Source organism: Gottfriedia sp. OAE603, from assembly GCF_040543965.1.
Lineage (GTDB): Bacteria > Bacillota > Bacilli > Bacillales > Bacillaceae_G > Gottfriedia > Gottfriedia solisilvae.
On sequence record NZ_JBEUNN010000001.1, the window covers coordinates 1,254,267 to 1,273,785 of the forward strand.

Below are 19,519 nucleotides of genomic sequence, written 5' to 3' on the forward strand. Positions count from 1 at the left end.
TTATGTGAGCCCCTAATCAAACTATTGATATTTAGTGAAACACTATCTTAAAGTTGTTATAAATGCCTCTAAACGATCACATGCTAGTTTTAATTGTTCCATTGAATATGCATATGACAAGCGAATAAATGAATCACCATATTCAGAGAATGCTTCCCCAGGAATGACAGCTAAATTTTGCTGTTCTACTAGTTTTAGTGCAAATTCCATGGAAGGAATATTAAATTCCTTAATTGATGGAAATAAATAAAATGCACCACCAGGCTTAATACAAGGTAACCCCATTTGTTGTAATCGATCTAACATATAATCTCTTCTATTTTGATATTCCTTTGCCATTTCAATAGGGGAATCAATACACTCTGTTAATGCACTAATTGCTGCAAATTGAGAGATTGATGTAGCGCATGATACATTATATTGATGAACTTTTAATATTTCTTGTGCTAAATAAGAAGGTGCGAATAAGAATCCAATTCTCCAGCCGGTCATAGAGTGAGATTTACTCAATCCATTTATAACGATCGTTTTATCTCGCATTCCAGGAAAACTAGCAATTGATAGATGTACTGAATCAAATGTCAGTTCACTATAAATTTCATCAGATAGAATGAAAATTTCTTTTTTAGAAAGATAGGTTGCTAAATTTTCAAGTTCTTCCTTTGTTAACGTTACACCTGTTGGGTTATTTGGGTAAGGTAGAACGATACATCTAGTATTTTTATTAATATATTGTTCTAAAAGTTCAGGTGTAATTTTAAACCCATGATTTGAAGTGTCAACAAATACTGGTTTTGCGCCACAAGTCGTAATAATTGGTGCATAACCAGGGTATATTGGAGCTGGTAAAATAACTTCACAGCCCTCGGTTAAAATCGTACGAAATGCAACATCAAGAGCTTGACTTGCCCCTACAGTTACGATTACTTCGCTGGATGAATCGTATGTTAGCCCATATTTTTGCTTAACATAATTAGAAGCTGCTTCTCTAAGTACAGGTAGACCAGCGTTAGGTGTGTAAACTGTTTGATTAGAAGAAATGGCTTTAATTGCTGCTTGTTTGATTGGCTCAGGTGTTTGAAAATCTGGCTGTCCTAATGTTAATGCAATGACATTTTCATATTTTTCAATTTGTTGGGCAAATTTTCTAATACCAGAGATTTGTATTTGCTTTACATTATCGTTAATAAAACTTTTCATATTAAATCCCTCTACTCATATTGTTTTATATTAAAATAAATTATGCGATTGATAATATCAATGAAATTTCCTTCATTTTACCATATAATGTTTAAAAGTATGTCTGTTTAAGTAATTATGTTGTTTGATTGATTCGTTAAAAGAAGGTGCTTACAAATGCTACAAATTATTGGGATGAATAAAAATAAAGTAATAGAAAGAAATATTTCACTAGAAGAAGCTAAATCTTCAAAATATACATGGTTTTGGGTGGATATGAACGAGCCAACCCAGGAAGAGATTCAATTACTAACAACTGAATTTAAATTTCATCAACTGGCAATTGAAGATTGCTTGGAGTATGTTCAAAGACCAAAGCTAGATTATTATGAAGGATATCATTTTTTAATCTTACATGAGTTACAAAAGTTAGACTTGGAAGAAACTGAAATTGACATATTTGTTAGTGATCATTTTGTTGTCACATTTCATATGCATCGAAGCCCAATCATTTCTCAAGTTTTAGAAAGTGTACATACAGATCGCAGAGCCACAAAAAGTCCATTACATTTAACACATCGAATAATTGATGAATTAGTAGATAGTTATTTCCCTCTAATGTATCGGTTAGAAGATGAATTAGCCGATTTAGAAGTCGATCAAATGAAAAAACAAGTACATAATGCAGTTGAACGTTTATATGATATTCGAACAGATTTATCCAAACTAAGAAGAACAATTCTACCAACAAGAGACTTATTATACCGAATTTTAAACTCAAACCGTTTTAAAGATATCTCAGAACATCGTATTTATTTTGAAGATATCCATGATCATTTAATGAAATTATCTGATATGATTGAAGCAAATCGTGATTTAGCATCCGATATTCGTGAAAGCTATTTTTCACTAAGTTCAGAAAAAATGAATGGAATTATGAAGACTCTTACAATCATTTCTTCATTCTTCTTACCATTAACTTTTATTGTAGGTTTATACGGAATGAATTTCCATTATATGCCTGAACTGACTTGGAAATATGGATATTTATTTGTATTAGTGATTATGGGATTTGTGACTCTACTAATGTACATATTTTTTAAAAGAAAAGGTTGGTTTTAAGTCGCCGAGTGGGGATACTTGGCGACTTTTCATATATTTTAGGATACTTTGTAGGAATGTGGCATTCTATGTAGAAATCTTTTTTTGAATTATTTGTATTAATAATTAGAAGATTAAATAACTATGATATAATTTGTTGAAAGAAGGCTTATGGGGGTCACGGAACATGCTGCAATTAAAAGATTTATTAATACAATTTGCAATCATTATCATTCCGGTCTTTTTATATGAAATGTTTTGGTTAAGTAGATATCACAATACAAGTCCGAAACAAAATAGATTACTAGTTGGATTATTATCCCTTTTAAATATTTTTATTTGTTTACTCTATCCAATTCAAATAAGTGATAGTATGGCAATCACATTTAGTATTTTATTAATGTACTCAGCTATTTTATATGGTGGTAGAGTAATTGGAATCATCGTTATATTTGCTAAACCATTATTCATGTACTTGCTATATGATATCTCAGTATTGAAATGCTTTCCGTTTGAACTCATTTCATGTATTTTACCATTGATTGTATCTCCACAATGGGTTAGTTTTTCAAGACGTAAAAAATTTGCTTTAAGTATACTAATGCCTATTTTATATGCAATCTGTATTATATGTTTGTTGTACTATGAAGCTACGTTAAATGGGGTAAAAGAATATCAATCTGAACAAACAATCCTTTCAGTTTGTATATTTTTTACAGTTTTAACGATTACGATGTTATTCCATGTGTATTTAAGAGAGTTTTTATTTGAAAACGCAGAAATTCGAGTTCAAATGCAAAAATCTGAGAAATTAAATATGGTAAGCGAACTTGCGGCAAGTGTAGCACATGAGGTTCGAAACCCATTAACAGTTGTAAGAGGGTTTATACAATTAATTGAAAATCAAGAGAGTGGCACAAATAGGGAATATATGAAGCTTGTCTTAACAGAATTAGACCGAGCAGAAAATATTATTTCCGATTATTTAAATCTTGCAAGACCACAAATCGAAGAGAAAAAAATTATAAACATGACTGAGCAGCTAAATGAAGTGACAACCTTAATGTCGACATATGCTTCACTACAAGGTGCATTTCTACAAGTGAATGTGACAGAAAAAATGTTTACGATTGGTGATAGAGCAAAGATTAAGCAAGCCATTATTAATATATTAAAAAATGGTGTAGAAGCAATAAAGGAAACAAAAGGATATATTAAAATTGAAGCAAACATAGAAAAAGTGAGAGATCGTGAATATATCCGGATTGTAGTGAAAGACAATGGAGTTGGAATGTCGAGAGGCCAATTAGATCGACTAGGACAACCATTTTACTCATTAAAAGAAAAAGGAACAGGTCTAGGCTTAATGGTAACCTTCAGTATCATAGAAGCACATAAAGGTACAATAGAATATTTAAGTGAAGAAGGAAAAGGTACAGAAGTACATATTTTATTACCAGCCTATCATATGGAAGAAGAAAATACTGAGGAATTATAGAGAAGGAAATTCTTCTCTCAGTGTGTAAACTAAGTACGAAATTTAGATTACGAGCCTGAGAGTAGGAAATCCTTCTCTTTTTTTGTTTATTTAATTACTTTTGGTTTTATAAAAAAGGATTTTAAAGAGCTTTTCCAATCTTTTTCTTTCGAAGCAGCTACCATTTTTTTAGTTTCTTGCATTTCTCTAATCATTCTCATTAATTGTGCATCACGGCTAACTTCTCTTACTTGTATCTCCTCAAACATTTGTTCAAGTTTTTCATCTTTTTCTTCAATAACCGATGCCAGTTCTTGAAGTTCTTCGCTTTTTTCTTCTACAGAATGCAGTATCTTTTCCAGCTTTTGATCCTTCAAGAGATTTTGTTGAATTAACGTTTGATTTTGCTGCAAAATTAACTCATTTTGATTGGCTAAATTTGATATTTGGGACATGAATTCTTCAAACATAATTTGATTAGAGTCAGGTGCTGCATGTAATTCAACTAATTTATGCGAATTTGCTTGTACATCATTTTGTTCTAATTCCGTCTTGTTCATTGCAGCATGAAACGATTGATCGACCGTTTCATTATGATTAGTATCGTACTTACTAGTTATATCTAATTGTTCAATTGAATTATGTAGTTGTTCCTGGTGAAGATCGTCTTGTTCAACTAGATTATTCGAAGACATTTGATGAACAACTTCTTCATTGATTGAAGAAGCCGAAACAATTTGCTCAGCTACATCTTCGCAAGTTTTAGAAGCTACTAAATCTGTAGCCAGATCACCATGATTAGGAGGTAGGTCGAATTGATCAGTGGATTCAAAACGAGTCGATTGAACCTCGTTTTGAACAGCGGTGTCATGAATGTTTGATGATTCTTCAAGTTGATCATTTCTTTTAACAATTTTTAGATGATCCAAGTTTTGATCAGCTTCTACCTTGATATTATGTAAGGAATGGTCTATTGAATTAGTGGATTCATTATTGTTTAAAGAAGCCTCAGTCATGCTAACTACTTCATTTGTATATGAGGATTCCTCAATTTGCCCAGAAAGATCAATATTATTTGATGCTGTTTCGATGTGATCAAGGCCTTCAATAGATAGCTGAGTTGAATGACCTACTTCATCCATTGATTCTGCATTTTGTATGTGATTTTCTAAACAATTTTGTACGGCCAAAGGAAGATTTTGATGTTTGCTATAATTCTCTAGCACTAATTGGATCAGTGTGACGTCTTGTTCTGAGTACATACGTGTATTCTGATTTTTAGTAAACTGATAAGCTTCTTTTTCTAATTGTTTACTAATATCTCTCACTAGAGATTTACCAATTTTTAGTTTTTTAGCAATGTCCTTACTAGTTAAAATTCCTGACATTTGTAATCCTCCTGAAAAAGATGTGTTTTAAGAAGATTCAATAAACAGTCAAAATTTTCCTACTAATCCGTTTTAAAATAATTCTACAATCTTTAACAAAGTATTAACGTTTCTTAAAATTTGAATCAGTAAATGGTGAAAAAAAGAGAATATTAGAATGAAAATTAAAAAATACTACGTTCAATAGAAGGATGACATGAAAATTATTCTTATTTTTAAAGAGAAATCTGGCATGCTAAATAAAAAAAGATAGTTGAAAGTATTTGGGTTCTCTTCGTGGGTGAAAATAAAAAAGTTCGAACACGAGGTACCTGAACAATTTAACACGATATTGCCTTTTTAAGACTTGCTATTTAGACAGTATTTTATGAGTGCACTTAAGATAAAGAATGAGATTGAAACGGAAGGCTGTTCGACTCCTGTGGGAATAGCGGGAAGGTTGAGACTCCGGAGGCTTGCCGAGGAGGCTCAAGCTCACGCCCCACGGAAAGCGAGCAGCCTGTAGTGGAAATCAACGAAATTATATTTTATAAAATAAATTGTTTGAAATTAATATGTGACTTAATAAAAAGGCGGCCTCATGTCAAATTGACATATGAGACAGCCTCTTTTTAAAAAGAATGAAAGCCTATTTTGTCTTCTTGGATTTTTCTAATCCAGCTTTCTGTAATAAAGCTTTTTGAGCTTGTCCTTTTTTCCCAAGATAATTATGTTTAGCACCAAAGTACAAAATAAATAAAAAGGACGCTACATTAACGACTGCATCAATTTGCTCATTGTTAAAAAATTCAAAACCAAATGACTTTAATAGTAATTGAAGTGAAACTAGGAAACCAGCAAGATATCGTAAAATATCTTCCATATCATTATTTTCAAACATATTCATCACCTCCTATTACTACCTTATGTAAGGCTTGTACAATTGGTGAAAAAATATCATTCATTTATATCAAATAGGTAGGAATTCCAATTGAGGTAGAAGTGATTTAGTCATTATTAATCAAGATGAGTAAAGAATCTATCAAACTTTTATTTATAATTCTATTAAAAAAGTACCAAAATAAACCGATTATTTAAGTGAATAGTATCTATAAATTGTATTTACTATTTTCAAATGGAATTGTTAGGATGAATGGTTTATATTATAAAATTCAATTTGCACTAGTATTTATAAATAAATTCAAGTAAAGGGAAGGTTAACTGTCATGGAACAAAATCATGGAATTTTAATGGACAGCGGTACAAATGAATTAGAAATCGTAGAATTTACAATTGGCCAAAGTAAATTTGGGATTAATGTAATAAAAGTACGTGAAATCATTAATCCATTACCAATTACACCAGTGCCAAGATCTCATCCAAATGTTGAGGGGATTATTGAGTTAAGAGGAGAAGTATTACCGGTTATTAATGTAGCGGATGCGATTGGTTTTCCTCCATCAAATGAGCCAGCGTATGATAAGTATATCGTTACAGAGTTTAATAAAACGAAAATGGTATTTCATGTTCATACTGTTTCTCAAATTCACCGTATTTCATGGGCTCAAATTGAAAAGCCAAATGAAATGTATCAAGGTTTAGAAACGCAAATTACTGGAGTTGTAAAACATAAAGGTGAAATGATTCTTTTATTAGATTTCGAGAAAATGGTAGTTGAAATAAATGAAGAAACTGCTATTTCAAAGAAAAAATTAAATCATTTAGAACAAAGAGAAGTATCTAAGAAGCCTATTTATATAGCTGAAGATTCACCTTTATTACGAACTTTAATTAAAGACACTTTAAAAGAAGCTGGTTACGTAAATACATTATTCTTTGAAAATGGTAAAGATCTATTTGAAGATATTTCAAGTAATATTAACAGTGGTAAGAAATTAACTGATTTTGTTAAGTTAATCATTACTGATATCGAGATGCCTCAAATGGATGGACATCACTTAACAAGAAAAATTAGAGAAGATAAAGTTTTAAGTGAGTTACCAATTATCATTTTCTCTTCACTAATTACAGATAGCTTAAAACATAAAGGTGATCAAGTAGGTGCAACAGCGCAAGTAAGTAAACCTGAAATAGGAGAACTTGTTCAATTAATTGATAAATATATCCTATAAATAAAAATGGGAATCAATATAGAACCTATAAATTAGGTATATATTGGATTCCCATTTGATATATTTATTTCATTTGTTACTAGGTAATCAAAGCTTATTACTTATCAAGTTTGCCTTTGTTTTTACGTATTGGTTCACTTGGAAATGTAAACGTCGAATTACTTAAAAATGCTGAAGGTCTGAATTGTTGCCCGGGGTTATTTCTTCGATGGTTATATCCAATCTTCAAATCGCTATTCGTTTTAACCTTTACGATGCCTAAGTAATGATGCAGAATTTTTTTAGCATAGCTTAAAGACATAGATACTTTTGGGTTTCGATGTGAATTTTCTAATACGCCTAAGTGTGGAAGAAGTTTAAAATCTTCTTTTAAAGGTGGGATATGAAAGAAAAAATCTCCACATGCAATTAATACATCAGATTGTTGTTTACTTGACCTGGGGTTATTTGAAAAATGCAATCCTACTTTCTTAGCAATCCCTTTTTCAATCAGCTTAAGTATAGCTTGTCTTTTTAATGAATAAAGTTCACTAGGATCTAAAGCAGTCTTAGCATGCTTATTTACAACAAATATTGCCTGAAATATTTCTTCATTTGAATAAACTGGTTTATTCAGGCTTGGATCTTTCGGTTTCATGCTTCTGTATAACCTCCAATTAATAAATATGTTTATATTATATCCTTAGATTAGATTTTTTCAAAATTTATCAAGAAATGTTTTGATGAATAAAAATAAAGCTAACCGTAACAGTATTCGAAACGATTAGCATTTTACCTTTATTTGCAAGTCATTTATTTATTAATATGGATAGCCTATATTACCAGGTGTGTTTCCAGGTAAGTATGCATTAGAGTTAATTGGTGGTGGATATGGTTGTTGATATTGTGGGAATCCTCCTCCATAAGGTGGGAATCCTCCTCCATAAGATGGAAATTGTCCGTAAGGTGGGCATCCTCCATAAGGTGAGCATGGATAGTATGGTGGTCTAAAAGCTAATGCACCTAAAGCAAAACCTCCAGCTAATCCTCCGAGTAGAGGTAAAAGTGGAAAAAATGGGACAAAACGCTGTTCGTTTCGGTCGTAATAGTATGCTGGAGCATGACCATTTCTATATAGGTAGTGCTGATCTATATGTGGAAAATGTTGATGATACAAGTCTTAACCTCCTCTCAAGTCTTCGTTACAGTGTATGGAGTTTGTCACGAACTTGAGCAAGTACCCAAAAAATTAGGTAACCAACCTAGGTAAAACTATTTATAAATATTCCGCCTAAGTTGAATTACCTATTTTCACATGATAGTAAATGGAATATAGTAAGAATATAGAATAGGAAAAATGACATCATTTGAGATATTTCATCAGGATTCTTTAAATTTTTTAAAAAAGGATGCATATGATGGACACTTCTGTAAAAACAAATAAAATTCAAAATTTAGATCAAACAATGATTAACGCTTTACTTACATCAATAAATGATCTTCTTTTCATCATGAAAGTAGAAGGAGATAATTTTTTATATCATTATGCAAATGATCAAGCTATAAAACACGCAGACCTTTTTAATAGAAATTTTATTGGAAACACCATTCAAGATGTCATGCCAAATGAAATTGCAAAGAAGCTTATTGAAAGCTATCAAATTACAAAAAGGTCAAAACAAGCTTTATGGTATAACGATCAGTTAATAATTGAAGGTAAAAAATTATATTTTGAAACAGTATTATCACCAATACTAGATGATGAAGAACAATGTACATTTATTGTCAGCGTAACGAGAGATGTTACATTATGGACTGAAGAAACAAATGAAAAACTAGAAAATGAATTAAGATACCGTTCTTTATTTGAGCATAATCTTGATAGTATTCTCATGCTTGATAGTAATGGGTATATCAAACAAACAAACCTGTCTACATATCATGTATTAGGATATAGAGATAAAGAACTAAAAGGAAGACATATTTCTAGTTTGATAGATCGTAAAGACTCTGACGAACTTGATAGAGTACTTTCCTCAACTTTACTAGGCGTATCAACTGAAATTAAAAATACGGTCCTTGTAAATAAAAATGGCCATTATTTAAAAAGCCATATCAAATGTATCCCAATTATGTTTGATGATGAGATTAAAGGAATTTACTTAATAATTAGGGATACAACATCTGTAAATGAAAAAGAGAATTATTTATTCTTCTTATCACAAAGAGATCAACTGACTGGTTATTACAAGCGAGATATGTATACAAGCCTCATGAATCAAACAATACATGATAGTGAGATATTAAATAGCGGTGTTGCATTATTAATAGTAAATATAGATCGTCTTAAAATTTTTAATGAATCATACGGTTATGAAGTTGGAGATTTTATTATTGAATTAGTTTCAAAAAGAATCAAATCAATTGTTGAAAAAACAACTGAAAAAAGTTGTCCGCTAATTCGTCACAGCGGTGATGAATTTATGATTATTTACGAAACGAAATCAAAAGACAACATAAAAAAGTTAGCTGAACGCATAATCGAAGGAATTAAAGTGCCAATTAAAATACCGACTTATGATGAAAAACTAATTATTTCATCTACGATAGGGATTAGTTCTTATCCAAAAGACGGGAATTCTAGTGATATTTTATTAAGAAATGCTGAAAGGGCTTTACTAGCATGTAAAGAAAATGAACGTGGCTCTTATTCTTTCTATGATAAAGCTTATTCTACGATTACTCAAAAGAAATTAAATCTAGAAAACTTATTAAGACAATCACTTGAAAAAGATGAGTTAGAAATTGTATATCAACCACAAATATCATTACATGATCAAAAATTGATTGGTCTTGAGGCGCTGCTTAGATGGAAGCATGATAAATTAGGTTATATACCACCAAGTGAGTTTATACCTATTGCAGAGCAATCACATTTAATTATTGATATAGGGAATTGGGTATTTAAACAAGTTGCTAAACAAATCAAAGTTTGGCTAGATCAAGGTTTTAATGTTAAAAAAGTTGCTGTTAACTTATCTGCAAAACAATTTTATACAGGTGAAATCGAACAACATATTTCAGAATGTTTGAAAATTTATGATATTCCTGGAGAGCTTTTATCGGTTGAGATTACAGAGAGTTCAATGGTAAACCGTGAACAAACTGCATCAATTTTACAAAAGCTCAAAAACTTAAAAATTAAAATCGCTGTTGATGATTTTGGAACAGGGTACTCTTCATTAAGCTATTTAAAAGATTTTCCTGTAGATATGTTAAAAATTGATAGAAGCTTTATTCAATCGGTCGTTCAAGATAATCGAAACGCAGCCATCGTAACAACAATTATTAGCCTAGCACATTCTTTGGGTATAGATGTTATTGCTGAAGGAGTAGAAACAATTGAACAAATCGAATTTTTGAAGAAAAAACATTGCTTAAAAGCTCAAGGTTATTACTTTAGTAAACCAGTAACTCCGAGAGAGATTGAACAAATATATTATTAATCAAAAAGGGCGTATTAAGATGAACTGTCTTAATGCGCTCTTTTTAATTCGATTGAGACGATTTCAGGAGGTGTTAAAAATCGAAATGGTAGTTTGGTTGTACCTATTCCATTCGATACGATTAAATACCGTTCAAATTGGTTAGAAAGATGATATAGACCGCGATTATATTTTTTTGCATATGGAGGCATCAACAAGGACTGGAAAAAAGGTACATATAACTGACCACCGTGGCTATGTCCTGAAAGCTGTAAATTGATGGGGAATTTTTTTGTTATTGCTGCGATATCAGGTTCATGTGCAAGAACAATTGTAAAAGAATCCTTTTGTATGCCATTAAGTATTTTTGTATATTCTTTATTTCCTAACATATAATCATCAAGACCTATAAAAGAAATCTTTTCATTTTGTACATAAAATGTCTTTTCTTCGTTTTTTAATAAGATAAATTCGCTACTTTTTAAGAGCGCTTCATATTGTTCGGTAAAATAGCCACCATGATCGTGATTACCGTAGACTGCTAATTTTCCTCGAGTTGCTTTCATTTCTCTTAATAACGATAACACTTCATTCTGATAAGTAAATTTTCGTATATCGCTTATTAAATCTCCCGTAAATACGATAAAATCAGGCTTCATTTTATTTACCTTCGTGACAATCTTTCTTAATTGATCTATATCTTTTTTATGACTTAAGTGTGTATCTGAGATTTGTACTATTTTTATCATAGGTTCATGTTTTAGTTTATGAGGAATCGTATAATGCTTTGTTAACAAAACATTCGGTTCTATAAAAAGTCCGTAACTGCACAAACAAATACATATCAAGATAATCTTTACAGTTTTACTAAACAATTTACCACTACCTTTTTCAATGGGAAAATAAGCTACTTATTATATTAAATAGTTTAATAGTTAAAAATATTCTCAAAATAAATAAATGTTGATACACTAGAGAAAAGAGATAGGAGGAACTATATTGAAGAATAAAGTTGTCATTGTTACTGGTGGCTCAAGTGGTATGGGAAAAGCGATGGCCACACGCTTTGCGAAAGATGGCGCAAATGTTGTTATTGCTGGAAGAGATCTAGACCGTTTAACTGTAGCTAAAAGTGAGATTGAGCAATTTGACGGTCAAGTTTTACCTGTCGTAATGGATGTAAGAGAACCAGATTTAGTAAAAAAAATGGTAAATGAAGTTGATACTGCCTTTGGTAGAATTGATTTTTTAGTTAATAATGCGGCAGGAAACTTTATTTGCCCAGCAGAAGACTTATCAATCAATGGCTGGAACTCAGTGATTAATATCGTATTAAATGGTACTTTTTACTGTAGCTCTGAAGTAGGTAAATATATGATTCAAAAAGGGATTAAAGGCGCAATGACAAATATTATTGCAACTTACGCTTGGGACGCAGGTCCTGGGGTCATTCATTCAGCTTCAGCTAAAGCAGGTGTTTTAGCAATGACAAGAACACTTGCAGTAGAATGGGGTAGAAAATACGGTATTAGAGTTAACGCAATTGCTCCTGGACCAATTGAAAGAACTGGTGGAGCAGAAAAGCTATGGGTTTCCGAAGAAATAGCGAAAAGAACAATCAATAGTGTACCGTTAGGAAGACTAGGTACACCTGAGGAGATTGCAGGACTTGCAGCATATTTATTTTCAGATGAGGCTGGCTATATTAACGGTTCATGTTTTACAATGGATGGAGGTCAGTCATTACATCAATATCCTTTCTAAAAAGGAGGTAGTTTATGGATCCTTTAGATGTAATCAGTAATTTAGATAAAGTCATTCCTTATTATCAGCCGATTTATGGTGCTGATACGCAAAGCTGTGTAGGAATTGAAGTCGTAGGAAGAATGAACTTAGATAATATACATAGTCTAGAGTTTTTCTTTTCCAATGATTTAGTTCCAGATGATTATCTACTTGAAGTAGACAATCATATTTTAATTCAGTCCCTAGAAGAAGCTGTTCGATCTAATTTTAAAGGTAGTATTTTCATTAACCGTCATCCTTCAGCTTTATTAACCGATGATCCTGAAAGCTTGCTATCAATTTTCCATGCTTATGAAGCAAAAGGGATCAAGTTAAGTAATATTGTGATTATTTTACAACATCAGTTATTCTACGGTTTTGAAAAGGAATTAAAAAATCTCATTACATATTATCAAACATATGGTATTAAATTTGCGATTAATAGTGTGAATGATAAGTTAATAAATCTTGAGAAACTTCGCTATTTATCACCTGATATTATCAAGATAGATTTTAAAATGGTGCAACAATTACACACATCATCATTCCAAGATTTATTACATTCTGTCATTTATGTTGCCAGGAAAATAGGTGCATCAATGTATTATGATGGAATCATTGATTCACTTCAATTAAGAAATGCATGGAAAAATGGTGGAAGATTTTATCAAGGAGCATATTTGTGTACTCCACAACCTACGATTAAGAAACTGAATCAAGAAAGTGAACAATTAAAAACTGATATCGTGAAATATATTCGTGGGGAAAAATCAAAATTAATTGCATTAAGAGATATGACGAATTTAATTCACCAAAGAATAGAAGTTGCCATTAATAAATATCAAATTAATTCAGATTTGGATGCATTTTTGCTGAAGATTTCTAGCGAATTAAATTCTTTTTGTTTTAGAATGTATATTTGCGATGAAGATGGCTTTCAACAGTCCTCTAACTTATTTAAGTTGTATGGAGAGCAGTGGGAGCTTCAACAAAAATATAGGGGTAGGAATTGGAGCTGGAGGCCTTATTTTTTAGAAACAATCCTAAAAATGCAGTCAAACGATCATGGCATATTATCTGATATGTATCGTGATATTGAAACTGGTGAAAAAATAAGAACATTTTCATATCCATTGGAGAATGGTAGCTATATCTATATTGATTTAAGCTATGATTTCTTATTCAAACATAATGAATTACTTTTTTAACGAATAAGTGACTGTCTTAAATATAAGCAGTCTGAATCTCTTTGCTTTTGTACTTAGTTTATAAACTAAAGTGACTGTCATATTTAAGGCAGTCACTTTAATTGTTTTAGGAGATTATTTTACAATAAGAAGAATCATATTTGAAGCTTTGTAGATAGGCTTGTCAACTTTTGTAAGAAAGAACCGAACGAAAATTGTAGTGAAAACGATTTCAAGGATGTTACGATAATGAAGAGAATATTAGATGAATGAACTGAGGGAGGATTTAGTGTGAAGGGACTCATATCGAAAGTTCTGATCGTATCGTCCATCATGTTTTTTGCATTCCACTATATCGGAGTAGGGTAATCCAAAATTCCTTATAATATCTTTCACATATTTCAAACCAAAACATGAAAAAAGACCATTCCTAAAAACTAGTTTAACTAATTTTTAGGAATGGTCTTTTTATGATTTATTTAATTATTTGCAAGGCAGCTTCTATTTGTTCCATCTGTACACCACGTATTACTTCATTATGAATGATTAATGTTGGTGTCGAAAACGAATCTAGTTCAAACATCATTCTTTTTTTTGCATTTTCATCTTTTGAAACATTATATTCCACGTATGATATATTTAATTCTTTGAAGTAATTTTTCAGAAATTCACAGGGTGGACAGCCATCTTGAGTAAATAATTCAATTTGCATAAACTTTCATCCTTTTAAAAGTTATTTTTACTTAAATAATTTAATTTAATCTTAATATTACATATAAAATTGAAAGATATAAAGAATTTTGTTTTATCACTGTGTGAATCAATTAACTTTAAGCTTGTATTTATTTACAAATACAAGTATCCTTATTAGTGGACACTTACATAACTAATATCTATTGTAAAATTTTTGGATAGAAATTGTAAGAAAGTATAACCTATATTTAGGGAATGACACATGGTAGAAAGGAGTTCTAATATGTCTTTATTATCAGGAATTTTAGAACGCTTAGAAAGCTTAATACAACAATCAACGAACGGTGAAGTTGCACAGAGATTTTTTGAAGTTAATGGCGAAAGAAAATGTAGTGTAAAGTATTCAGAAAAAAATGCTTTTGAATTAGAAGTATTTAGACAAGGTGAAAAACCACAAACTTTTCCATACGATAACATCGATATGCTGGCGATTGAAATATACGAACTGATTTCTTAATAATTGTCATGAAAAAACAAGCGAAAGCTTGTTTTTTTTTGTTTAAAACATATTGAAATAGATAGGTCGTGCTAATCCCACTTCAAGTTGAATACATTATTATGTATTGATCATGAAAAAGGGAGGTTATGATTGTGAATGAAGATCAGTATAGATTTTATAATGTTAGTGAAAGAAACCTAAGTTTTGATCAAGTCGTTTCCAGGCTATATCATTTTGTAAAATGTGATCCAAATAAACAATACCGCCTTTCGATTGGAACTGACTCACAGGTTCATAGTAATGGAACTAAATTTATCACAGCCTTACATTTACACAGAGTTGGAAATGGGGCTTGGGGGTGCTTACATACTTGTTGGCATCAAAGGAAAATTAGAAATTTAAAAGAAAAGATATTTCTTGAAACAATGTATAGCCAAGAAATTGCATTTCTACTAACTCCATTTCATTTAGAAAAAATCTTTAGTCCACTCCATGAAAATGCTAACTCAAATAACTTTAGTTTTGAAATTCATTTAGACATAGGTACCTCAGGATTAACAAAGGAATTTATTCAAGAAATGACGTCAAAAGTTAGTGCGATGGGGATTATTCCAAAGATCAAACCAGATTCATACACAGCTTTTAGTTATGCAAATAAATTTACAAAATAATAAGTTTAAGATGAATAAACATTGATTAAAATGAAATTTAGGAGGGATTGATGAATGCAAAGTGAACAACATTTCACAGAGGACGAGTTAAATTTATTAGTTGATACTGTAATGAAGCAAAATTATGCGATTGAATTAATTTCATCTCAAATTACTGATATAGAAAATGGACTAATGGATGCTGGTGATGATCAATATGAGAGACTTATTCATTTGTATCAAAAACTTAGGGATTTGGGTTTATGAATTATCATAGAATTAAACGTATCGATAAATCTTATGATTATCGATACGTTTTTTTAATTTTTATTGTATTCCTGGTGCATTGGAAAGCGCCTTTAAATCTGATAAGATAGTATTTGGGACTAGTTAATCAGTGTCCTAGAATGTAAAAATGTTGAATCGTTTGGATGTTTAGATTAGGACGTTTATCTCTATTTCGTTAAGTTGAGATTTTCAATGATTAACAAGTCAGGTAAAGTGACGAAATTCTTTCTGTTTATGGAAGATAAGAAAAGTACTAGGTGCTTTTAAAATAGGGGGACGATCTTTTGATTAGTATTGATGGACAACAATTTTTTGAACATAAAGTTGAGGAAGTTATCATATCTAGTGAAAAAGTTGCGCATGTTCAAATAGGAAACAGCCTAGAACATGCCTTATTAGTGCTTACTAAATCAGGATACTCTTCGATTCCTGTATTAAATCCAAAATTTCAATTACAAGGATTAGTTAGCACAGCGATGATTTTAGATGGTATTTTAGGATTAGAAAGAATTGAGTTTGAACGTTTAAGTGAGATGAAAGTAGAGGAAGTAATGGGTAAAGAAATCCCGCTATTATATACAACCGATACGATTGCAAAAGGGTTAGAGCTAGTCATAGATCACCCATTTGTATGTGTGGTAGACAAAGAGAATACATTTGAAGGTATTTTAACTAGAAGAGTCATATTAAAACAATTAAGCAAAAACATTAGAAGATACAATAAACAATAGAGTCAAAAAAAGTAGGTCATCAATGATTGACTTACTTTTTTTATCATGTTTCTAGTTCGAGGTGAACAATGCAAATTGATGATATTCGTTTAATGATTACTTTAGCAGAAGAGAAGAATATGAGAAAAGCGGCTGAACGATTATTTGTATCACAACCTGCTCTAAGTCAAAGATTACAAAATTTAGAGAAACAGATGGGTAGTGAACTATTTATTCGTTCCCAAAAAGGTTTGATTATTACTGCGTCTGGAGAAATAATATTAAACTATGCTAAGAGAATGGAAGAAACATATCAAAATATGCTAGAACAACTTCAAATATTAAAATCAGATATCTCCGGCACATTAAAGATTGCAGTTTCTTCAGTTGTAGCGCAGTATTGGTTACCACCTGTATTAAAACGATATGTATCACAATACCCAGATGTCCAAGTTTCACTCTTTACTGGTTGGAGTAGTGAAATTACGAATCGTTTATATGAAAATGAAGTCCATCTTGCAATTGTAAGGGGAAATCAAAATTGGTTTGGTGAAAAAGAATTGCTATTTTCGGATGAACTTCTGTTGGTAGATTCAAAAAAACATGAATTAGCAGATTATAAAGAAATCGGGCGACCATTTATTCAGTTTAAGAGTAATTCTAATTACTATCAATTAATCCAATCATGGTGGTATGAACACTTCAATTCCTTACCTAAGCATGAAATAGTTGTTGACCAAATTGAAACTTGTAAACAATTCGTCTTAAACGGTTTAGGATTTGCAATTTTACCTTCTACAGTCTTACATGATGTGTTTGATGAAAATATTATCAAAACTCCTTTAATTACAAAGGAACATACTCGTTTATTTAGAGATACATACTTACTCTATAATAGAGACGCAATGAAATTAAAACAAGTTGAAGGTTTTATTGAGTCAATCCGAAAAAAAATTTGAAGATACGTTCACAAAATCTTGCTTGTTAGATACTAGTTTTGATAGAGTAATCTTATTGAGATTCTTAAGGAGGCAACAAAATGAAATTAATGGATGCAAACGAAATTATTGCTTTTATTGCTAATAGTACAAAGAAAACACCTGTAAAGGTTTATGTAAAAGGTCAATTAGACAAGCTTACGATCTCTGAATCAGTACAAGCGTTTATTTCTCAAAATTCAGGCGTGTTATTCGGTGAATGGGATGATGTAAAAGTTATTCTTGAAGGGCAAAAAGAATACATAGAAGATTATGTAGTAGAATCAGATCGTCGTAACTCAGCAATTCCTTTACTAGATTTAAAAGGAATCAAAGCTCGTATCGAGCCTGGTGCATTTATTCGTGACCAAGTAACAATTGGAGATAATGCAGTTATTATGATGGGTGCTGTTATTAACATTGGAGCTGTTATTGGAGAAGGAACAATGATTGATATGAATGCAGTGCTTGGAGGACGTGCAACAACAGGTAAAAACTGTCACGTTGGGGCAGGAGCTGTTTTGGCAGGCGTTATTGAGCCACCGTCAGCAAACCCAGTTATCCTTGAGGACAATGTTTTAATCGGTGCAAATGCAGTTGTATTAGAAGGAATTAGAGTTGGAGAAGGCGCTGTAGTTGCTGCAGGTGCAATTGTAACAGAAGATGTTGCACCATATACAGTAGTAGCAGGAGTTCCAGCTAGAAAAATTAAAGATATTGACGATAAAACGATTTCAAAAACTGAAATCATTCAAGCTTTACGTAATTTAAATCAATAAGGTTATCTTGTTAGTTGGATAAAGCGTAGAATAATAATTCTACGCTTTTTTTCGGAGGTGTTGTAAATGGAAACATTCGTAAAAATAAGAAGAGATTTACATCTAATTCCTGAATTAGGGTTTCAAGAATTTAAAACTCAAAGCTATTTGCTTGAATATTTATCAACGCTAAACCAAGAGAGGATGATCATTCAAACTTGGAGAACTGGTATATTTGTAAGAATAAAGGGTACAAATCCAAGTAAGACAATTGGCTATCGGACTGATATTGATGGCTTGCCAATGACTGAAGCAACTGGATTGTCGTATGCTTCTACTCATGAAGGTAGAATGCACGCATGTGGACATGATGTACATATGAGTATTGCTTTAGGTGTTCTAACGAATTTAGTAGATCATCCGATAAAAGACGATGTTGTGCTTATTTTCCAGCCTGCAGAAGAAGGACCTGGTGGAGCTGAACCATTACTAAAAAGTGAAGAATTTACTTCATTTAAGCCGGATCGTATTTATGGCTTACATATCGCACCAGAGTATCCAGTTGGCACGATTGCCACAAGAGCTGGCATGTTATTTGCACATACTTCAGAACTATTTATCGACTTTCATGGATTAAGTGGTCACGCTGCATTTCCACATTTAACAAATGATATGATTGTTGCGTCAAGTCATTTTATTACCCAATTACAATCAATTGTTTCAAGAAATGTGAATCCATTAGATAGTGCTGTTATTACGATTGGTAAAATAACAGGTGGTACCGTTCAAAATGTAATTGCAGATCATGTGAGAATCGAAGGAACAATGAGAGCTTTAAGTGAAGAAGCAATGAAAAAATTAAAAGAGCGAATTCAAAGTCTTGTCAATGGATTTCAAGAGAGCTTTCAGTGTAAAATAGAAGTAGATTTTGGAAGTAATTACTATGGCGTCATAAATGATGAAACAATTACGAATGAATTTTTTGATTTTGCGAGACAATATGACGGTATTCAAGCAATTGAATGTAATGTAGCAATGACTGGGGAAGATTTTGGTTATATGACAAAAGAGATTCCAGGGATGATGTTTTGGATTGGTGTTGATTCAAAGTTCGGATTACATCATCAAAAGCTAAACCCAGATGAAAATGTCATTCCACTTATGATTCAATTCATCTCTGATTTTATTGGAAAAAAAGCTTGAAAATAGTTTTCAATTAATAATAATTATTATTAAATATTGACTTTAAAAA

At 31.4% G+C, this 19,519-nt stretch carries 20 protein-coding genes; 13 read left to right on the forward strand and 7 right to left on the reverse strand.

Translation table 11 applies throughout. The features are described from left to right. Window positions 1–42: 42 nt before the first annotated feature. Window positions 43–1,200 carry an aminotransferase A gene (locus ABID96_RS06220; protein ID WP_192601284.1) on the reverse strand — a complete coding sequence of 386 codons (1,158 nt, stop codon included), beginning with the start codon at window positions 1,198–1,200 and terminating at the stop codon, window positions 43–45. A 156-nt stretch (window positions 1,201–1,356) separates the two neighbouring features. Between ABID96_RS06220 and corA the strand changes: the two genes are divergently transcribed. Beyond that, window positions 1,357–2,301, forward strand: a complete 945-nt coding sequence (corA, locus tag ABID96_RS06225; protein ID WP_192601285.1) for a magnesium/cobalt transporter CorA — start codon at window positions 1,357–1,359, stop codon at window positions 2,299–2,301. Window positions 2,302–2,467: 166 nt separating this feature from the next. Next, window positions 2,468–3,778 (forward strand): ATP-binding protein, encoded by a 1,311-nt coding sequence (locus tag ABID96_RS06230; protein ID WP_192601286.1) that lies wholly within the window; start codon window positions 2,468–2,470, stop codon window positions 3,776–3,778. Window positions 3,779–3,864: 86 nt separating this feature from the next. Here the strand turns inward: ABID96_RS06230 and ABID96_RS06235 are convergent, their stop codons facing one another. Beyond that, window positions 3,865–5,145: a DUF3967 domain-containing protein gene (locus ABID96_RS06235; RefSeq protein WP_192601287.1), complete on the reverse strand. Its 1,281-nt coding sequence runs from the start codon at window positions 5,143–5,145 to the stop codon at window positions 3,865–3,867. Window positions 5,146–5,773: 628 nt separating this feature from the next. Further along, the gene (locus ABID96_RS06240; RefSeq protein ID WP_192601288.1) at window positions 5,774–6,025 is read right to left on the reverse strand and encodes a phage holin; all 252 of its coding nucleotides are present in this window, start codon (window positions 6,023–6,025) and stop codon (window positions 5,774–5,776) included. Between the two features lie 325 nt (window positions 6,026–6,350). Here ABID96_RS06240 and ABID96_RS06245 point away from each other — a divergent pair, with 325 nt between their 5' ends. Then, complete coding sequence (locus tag ABID96_RS06245) at window positions 6,351–7,256, forward strand: chemotaxis protein (RefSeq protein ID WP_192601289.1); 906 nt, start codon at window positions 6,351–6,353, stop codon at window positions 7,254–7,256. 97 nt (window positions 7,257–7,353) lie between these two features. Here the strand turns inward: ABID96_RS06245 and ABID96_RS06250 are convergent, their stop codons facing one another. Next, window positions 7,354–7,893, reverse strand: coding sequence for a YkyB family protein (locus ABID96_RS06250; RefSeq protein ID WP_192601290.1), 540 nt, complete (start codon window positions 7,891–7,893; stop codon window positions 7,354–7,356). 162 nt (window positions 7,894–8,055) lie between these two features. Continuing rightward, the gene (locus ABID96_RS06255) at window positions 8,056–8,412 is read right to left on the reverse strand and encodes a hypothetical protein (protein ID WP_192602075.1); all 357 of its coding nucleotides are present in this window, start codon (window positions 8,410–8,412) and stop codon (window positions 8,056–8,058) included. 241 nt (window positions 8,413–8,653) lie between these two features. On the opposite strand from ABID96_RS06255, the gene ABID96_RS06260 reads away from it, so the two are divergent. Beyond that, window positions 8,654–10,741, forward strand: a complete 2,088-nt coding sequence (locus ABID96_RS06260; RefSeq protein ID WP_192601291.1) for an EAL domain-containing protein — start codon at window positions 8,654–8,656, stop codon at window positions 10,739–10,741. Between the two features lie 29 nt (window positions 10,742–10,770). On the opposite strand, the gene ABID96_RS06265 is transcribed toward ABID96_RS06260, so the two are convergent. Next, window positions 10,771–11,595: a metallophosphoesterase gene (locus tag ABID96_RS06265; RefSeq protein WP_192601292.1), complete on the reverse strand. Its 825-nt coding sequence runs from the start codon at window positions 11,593–11,595 to the stop codon at window positions 10,771–10,773. A gap of 124 nt (window positions 11,596–11,719) precedes the next feature. On the opposite strand from ABID96_RS06265, the gene fadH reads away from it, so the two are divergent. Next, window positions 11,720–12,484: a 2,4-dienoyl-CoA reductase gene (gene fadH, locus ABID96_RS06270; protein WP_192601293.1), complete on the forward strand. Its 765-nt coding sequence runs from the start codon at window positions 11,720–11,722 to the stop codon at window positions 12,482–12,484. Window positions 12,485–12,498: 14 nt separating this feature from the next. Next, window positions 12,499–13,713 (forward strand): EAL-associated domain-containing protein, encoded by a 1,215-nt coding sequence (locus ABID96_RS06275; protein ID WP_192601294.1) that lies wholly within the window; start codon window positions 12,499–12,501, stop codon window positions 13,711–13,713. Between the two features lie 454 nt (window positions 13,714–14,167). Here the strand turns inward: ABID96_RS06275 and ABID96_RS06280 are convergent, their stop codons facing one another. After that, window positions 14,168–14,404 (reverse strand): glutaredoxin domain-containing protein, encoded by a 237-nt coding sequence (locus ABID96_RS06280; protein ID WP_192601295.1) that lies wholly within the window; start codon window positions 14,402–14,404, stop codon window positions 14,168–14,170. A gap of 264 nt (window positions 14,405–14,668) precedes the next feature. Here ABID96_RS06280 and ABID96_RS06285 point away from each other — a divergent pair, with 264 nt between their 5' ends. The 7 genes from ABID96_RS06285 (at window position 14,669) to ABID96_RS06315 (ending at window position 19,470) form a co-directional block, all read left to right on the forward strand. Beyond that, window positions 14,669–14,902 carry a YkuJ family protein gene (locus ABID96_RS06285; protein ID WP_088000159.1) on the forward strand — a complete coding sequence of 78 codons (234 nt, stop codon included), beginning with the start codon at window positions 14,669–14,671 and terminating at the stop codon, window positions 14,900–14,902. A 134-nt stretch (window positions 14,903–15,036) separates the two neighbouring features. Further along, window positions 15,037–15,555, forward strand: a complete 519-nt coding sequence (locus ABID96_RS06290) for a ribonuclease H-like YkuK family protein (RefSeq protein ID WP_235821440.1) — start codon at window positions 15,037–15,039, stop codon at window positions 15,553–15,555. A 54-nt stretch (window positions 15,556–15,609) separates the two neighbouring features. Beyond that, entirely contained in the window at window positions 15,610–15,801 is a 192-nt protein-coding gene (gene abbA, locus ABID96_RS06295) for an antirepressor AbbA (protein WP_088000161.1), read from the forward strand. Window positions 15,802–16,106: 305 nt separating this feature from the next. Continuing rightward, complete coding sequence (cbpB, locus tag ABID96_RS06300) at window positions 16,107–16,553, forward strand: cyclic-di-AMP-binding protein CbpB (RefSeq protein WP_192601296.1); 447 nt, start codon at window positions 16,107–16,109, stop codon at window positions 16,551–16,553. Window positions 16,554–16,621: 68 nt separating this feature from the next. Further along, window positions 16,622–17,491 carry a transcriptional regulator CcpC gene (locus ABID96_RS06305; protein WP_192601297.1) on the forward strand — a complete coding sequence of 290 codons (870 nt, stop codon included), beginning with the start codon at window positions 16,622–16,624 and terminating at the stop codon, window positions 17,489–17,491. Between the two features lie 80 nt (window positions 17,492–17,571). After that, window positions 17,572–18,288, forward strand: coding sequence for a 2,3,4,5-tetrahydropyridine-2,6-dicarboxylate N-acetyltransferase (gene dapD, locus ABID96_RS06310; protein WP_192601298.1), 717 nt, complete (start codon window positions 17,572–17,574; stop codon window positions 18,286–18,288). Between the two features lie 66 nt (window positions 18,289–18,354). After that, window positions 18,355–19,470 carry an N-acetyldiaminopimelate deacetylase gene (locus ABID96_RS06315; RefSeq protein WP_192601299.1) on the forward strand — a complete coding sequence of 372 codons (1,116 nt, stop codon included), beginning with the start codon at window positions 18,355–18,357 and terminating at the stop codon, window positions 19,468–19,470. Window positions 19,471–19,519: the final 49 nt, after the last annotated feature.

What these genes read in the sequence shown, in the direction of transcription:
- ABID96_RS06220 (WP_192601284.1), bottom strand. Translation starts at nt 1,200, where the DNA reads ATGAAAAGTTTTATTAACGATAATGTAAAGCAAATACAAATCTCTGGT.
- corA (WP_192601285.1), top strand. Translation starts at nt 1,357, where the DNA reads ATGCTACAAATTATTGGGATGAATAAAAATAAAGTAATAGAAAGAAAT.
- ABID96_RS06230 (WP_192601286.1), top strand. Translation starts at nt 2,468, where the DNA reads ATGCTGCAATTAAAAGATTTATTAATACAATTTGCAATCATTATCATT.
- ABID96_RS06235 (WP_192601287.1), bottom strand. Translation starts at nt 5,145, where the DNA reads ATGTCAGGAATTTTAACTAGTAAGGACATTGCTAAAAAACTAAAAATT.
- ABID96_RS06240 (WP_192601288.1), bottom strand. Translation starts at nt 6,025, where the DNA reads ATGTTTGAAAATAATGATATGGAAGATATTTTACGATATCTTGCTGGT.
- ABID96_RS06245 (WP_192601289.1), top strand. Translation starts at nt 6,351, where the DNA reads ATGGAACAAAATCATGGAATTTTAATGGACAGCGGTACAAATGAATTA.
- ABID96_RS06250 (WP_192601290.1), bottom strand. Translation starts at nt 7,893, where the DNA reads ATGAAACCGAAAGATCCAAGCCTGAATAAACCAGTTTATTCAAATGAA.
- ABID96_RS06260 (WP_192601291.1), top strand. Translation starts at nt 8,654, where the DNA reads ATGGACACTTCTGTAAAAACAAATAAAATTCAAAATTTAGATCAAACA.
- ABID96_RS06275 (WP_192601294.1), top strand. Translation starts at nt 12,499, where the DNA reads ATGGATCCTTTAGATGTAATCAGTAATTTAGATAAAGTCATTCCTTAT.
- ABID96_RS06280 (WP_192601295.1), bottom strand. Translation starts at nt 14,404, where the DNA reads ATGCAAATTGAATTATTTACTCAAGATGGCTGTCCACCCTGTGAATTT.
- ABID96_RS06285 (WP_088000159.1), top strand. Translation starts at nt 14,669, where the DNA reads ATGTCTTTATTATCAGGAATTTTAGAACGCTTAGAAAGCTTAATACAA.
- abbA (WP_088000161.1), top strand. Translation starts at nt 15,610, where the DNA reads ATGCAAAGTGAACAACATTTCACAGAGGACGAGTTAAATTTATTAGTT.
- ABID96_RS06305 (WP_192601297.1), top strand. Translation starts at nt 16,622, where the DNA reads ATGCAAATTGATGATATTCGTTTAATGATTACTTTAGCAGAAGAGAAG.
- dapD (WP_192601298.1), top strand. Translation starts at nt 17,572, where the DNA reads ATGAAATTAATGGATGCAAACGAAATTATTGCTTTTATTGCTAATAGT.
- ABID96_RS06315 (WP_192601299.1), top strand. Translation starts at nt 18,355, where the DNA reads ATGGAAACATTCGTAAAAATAAGAAGAGATTTACATCTAATTCCTGAA.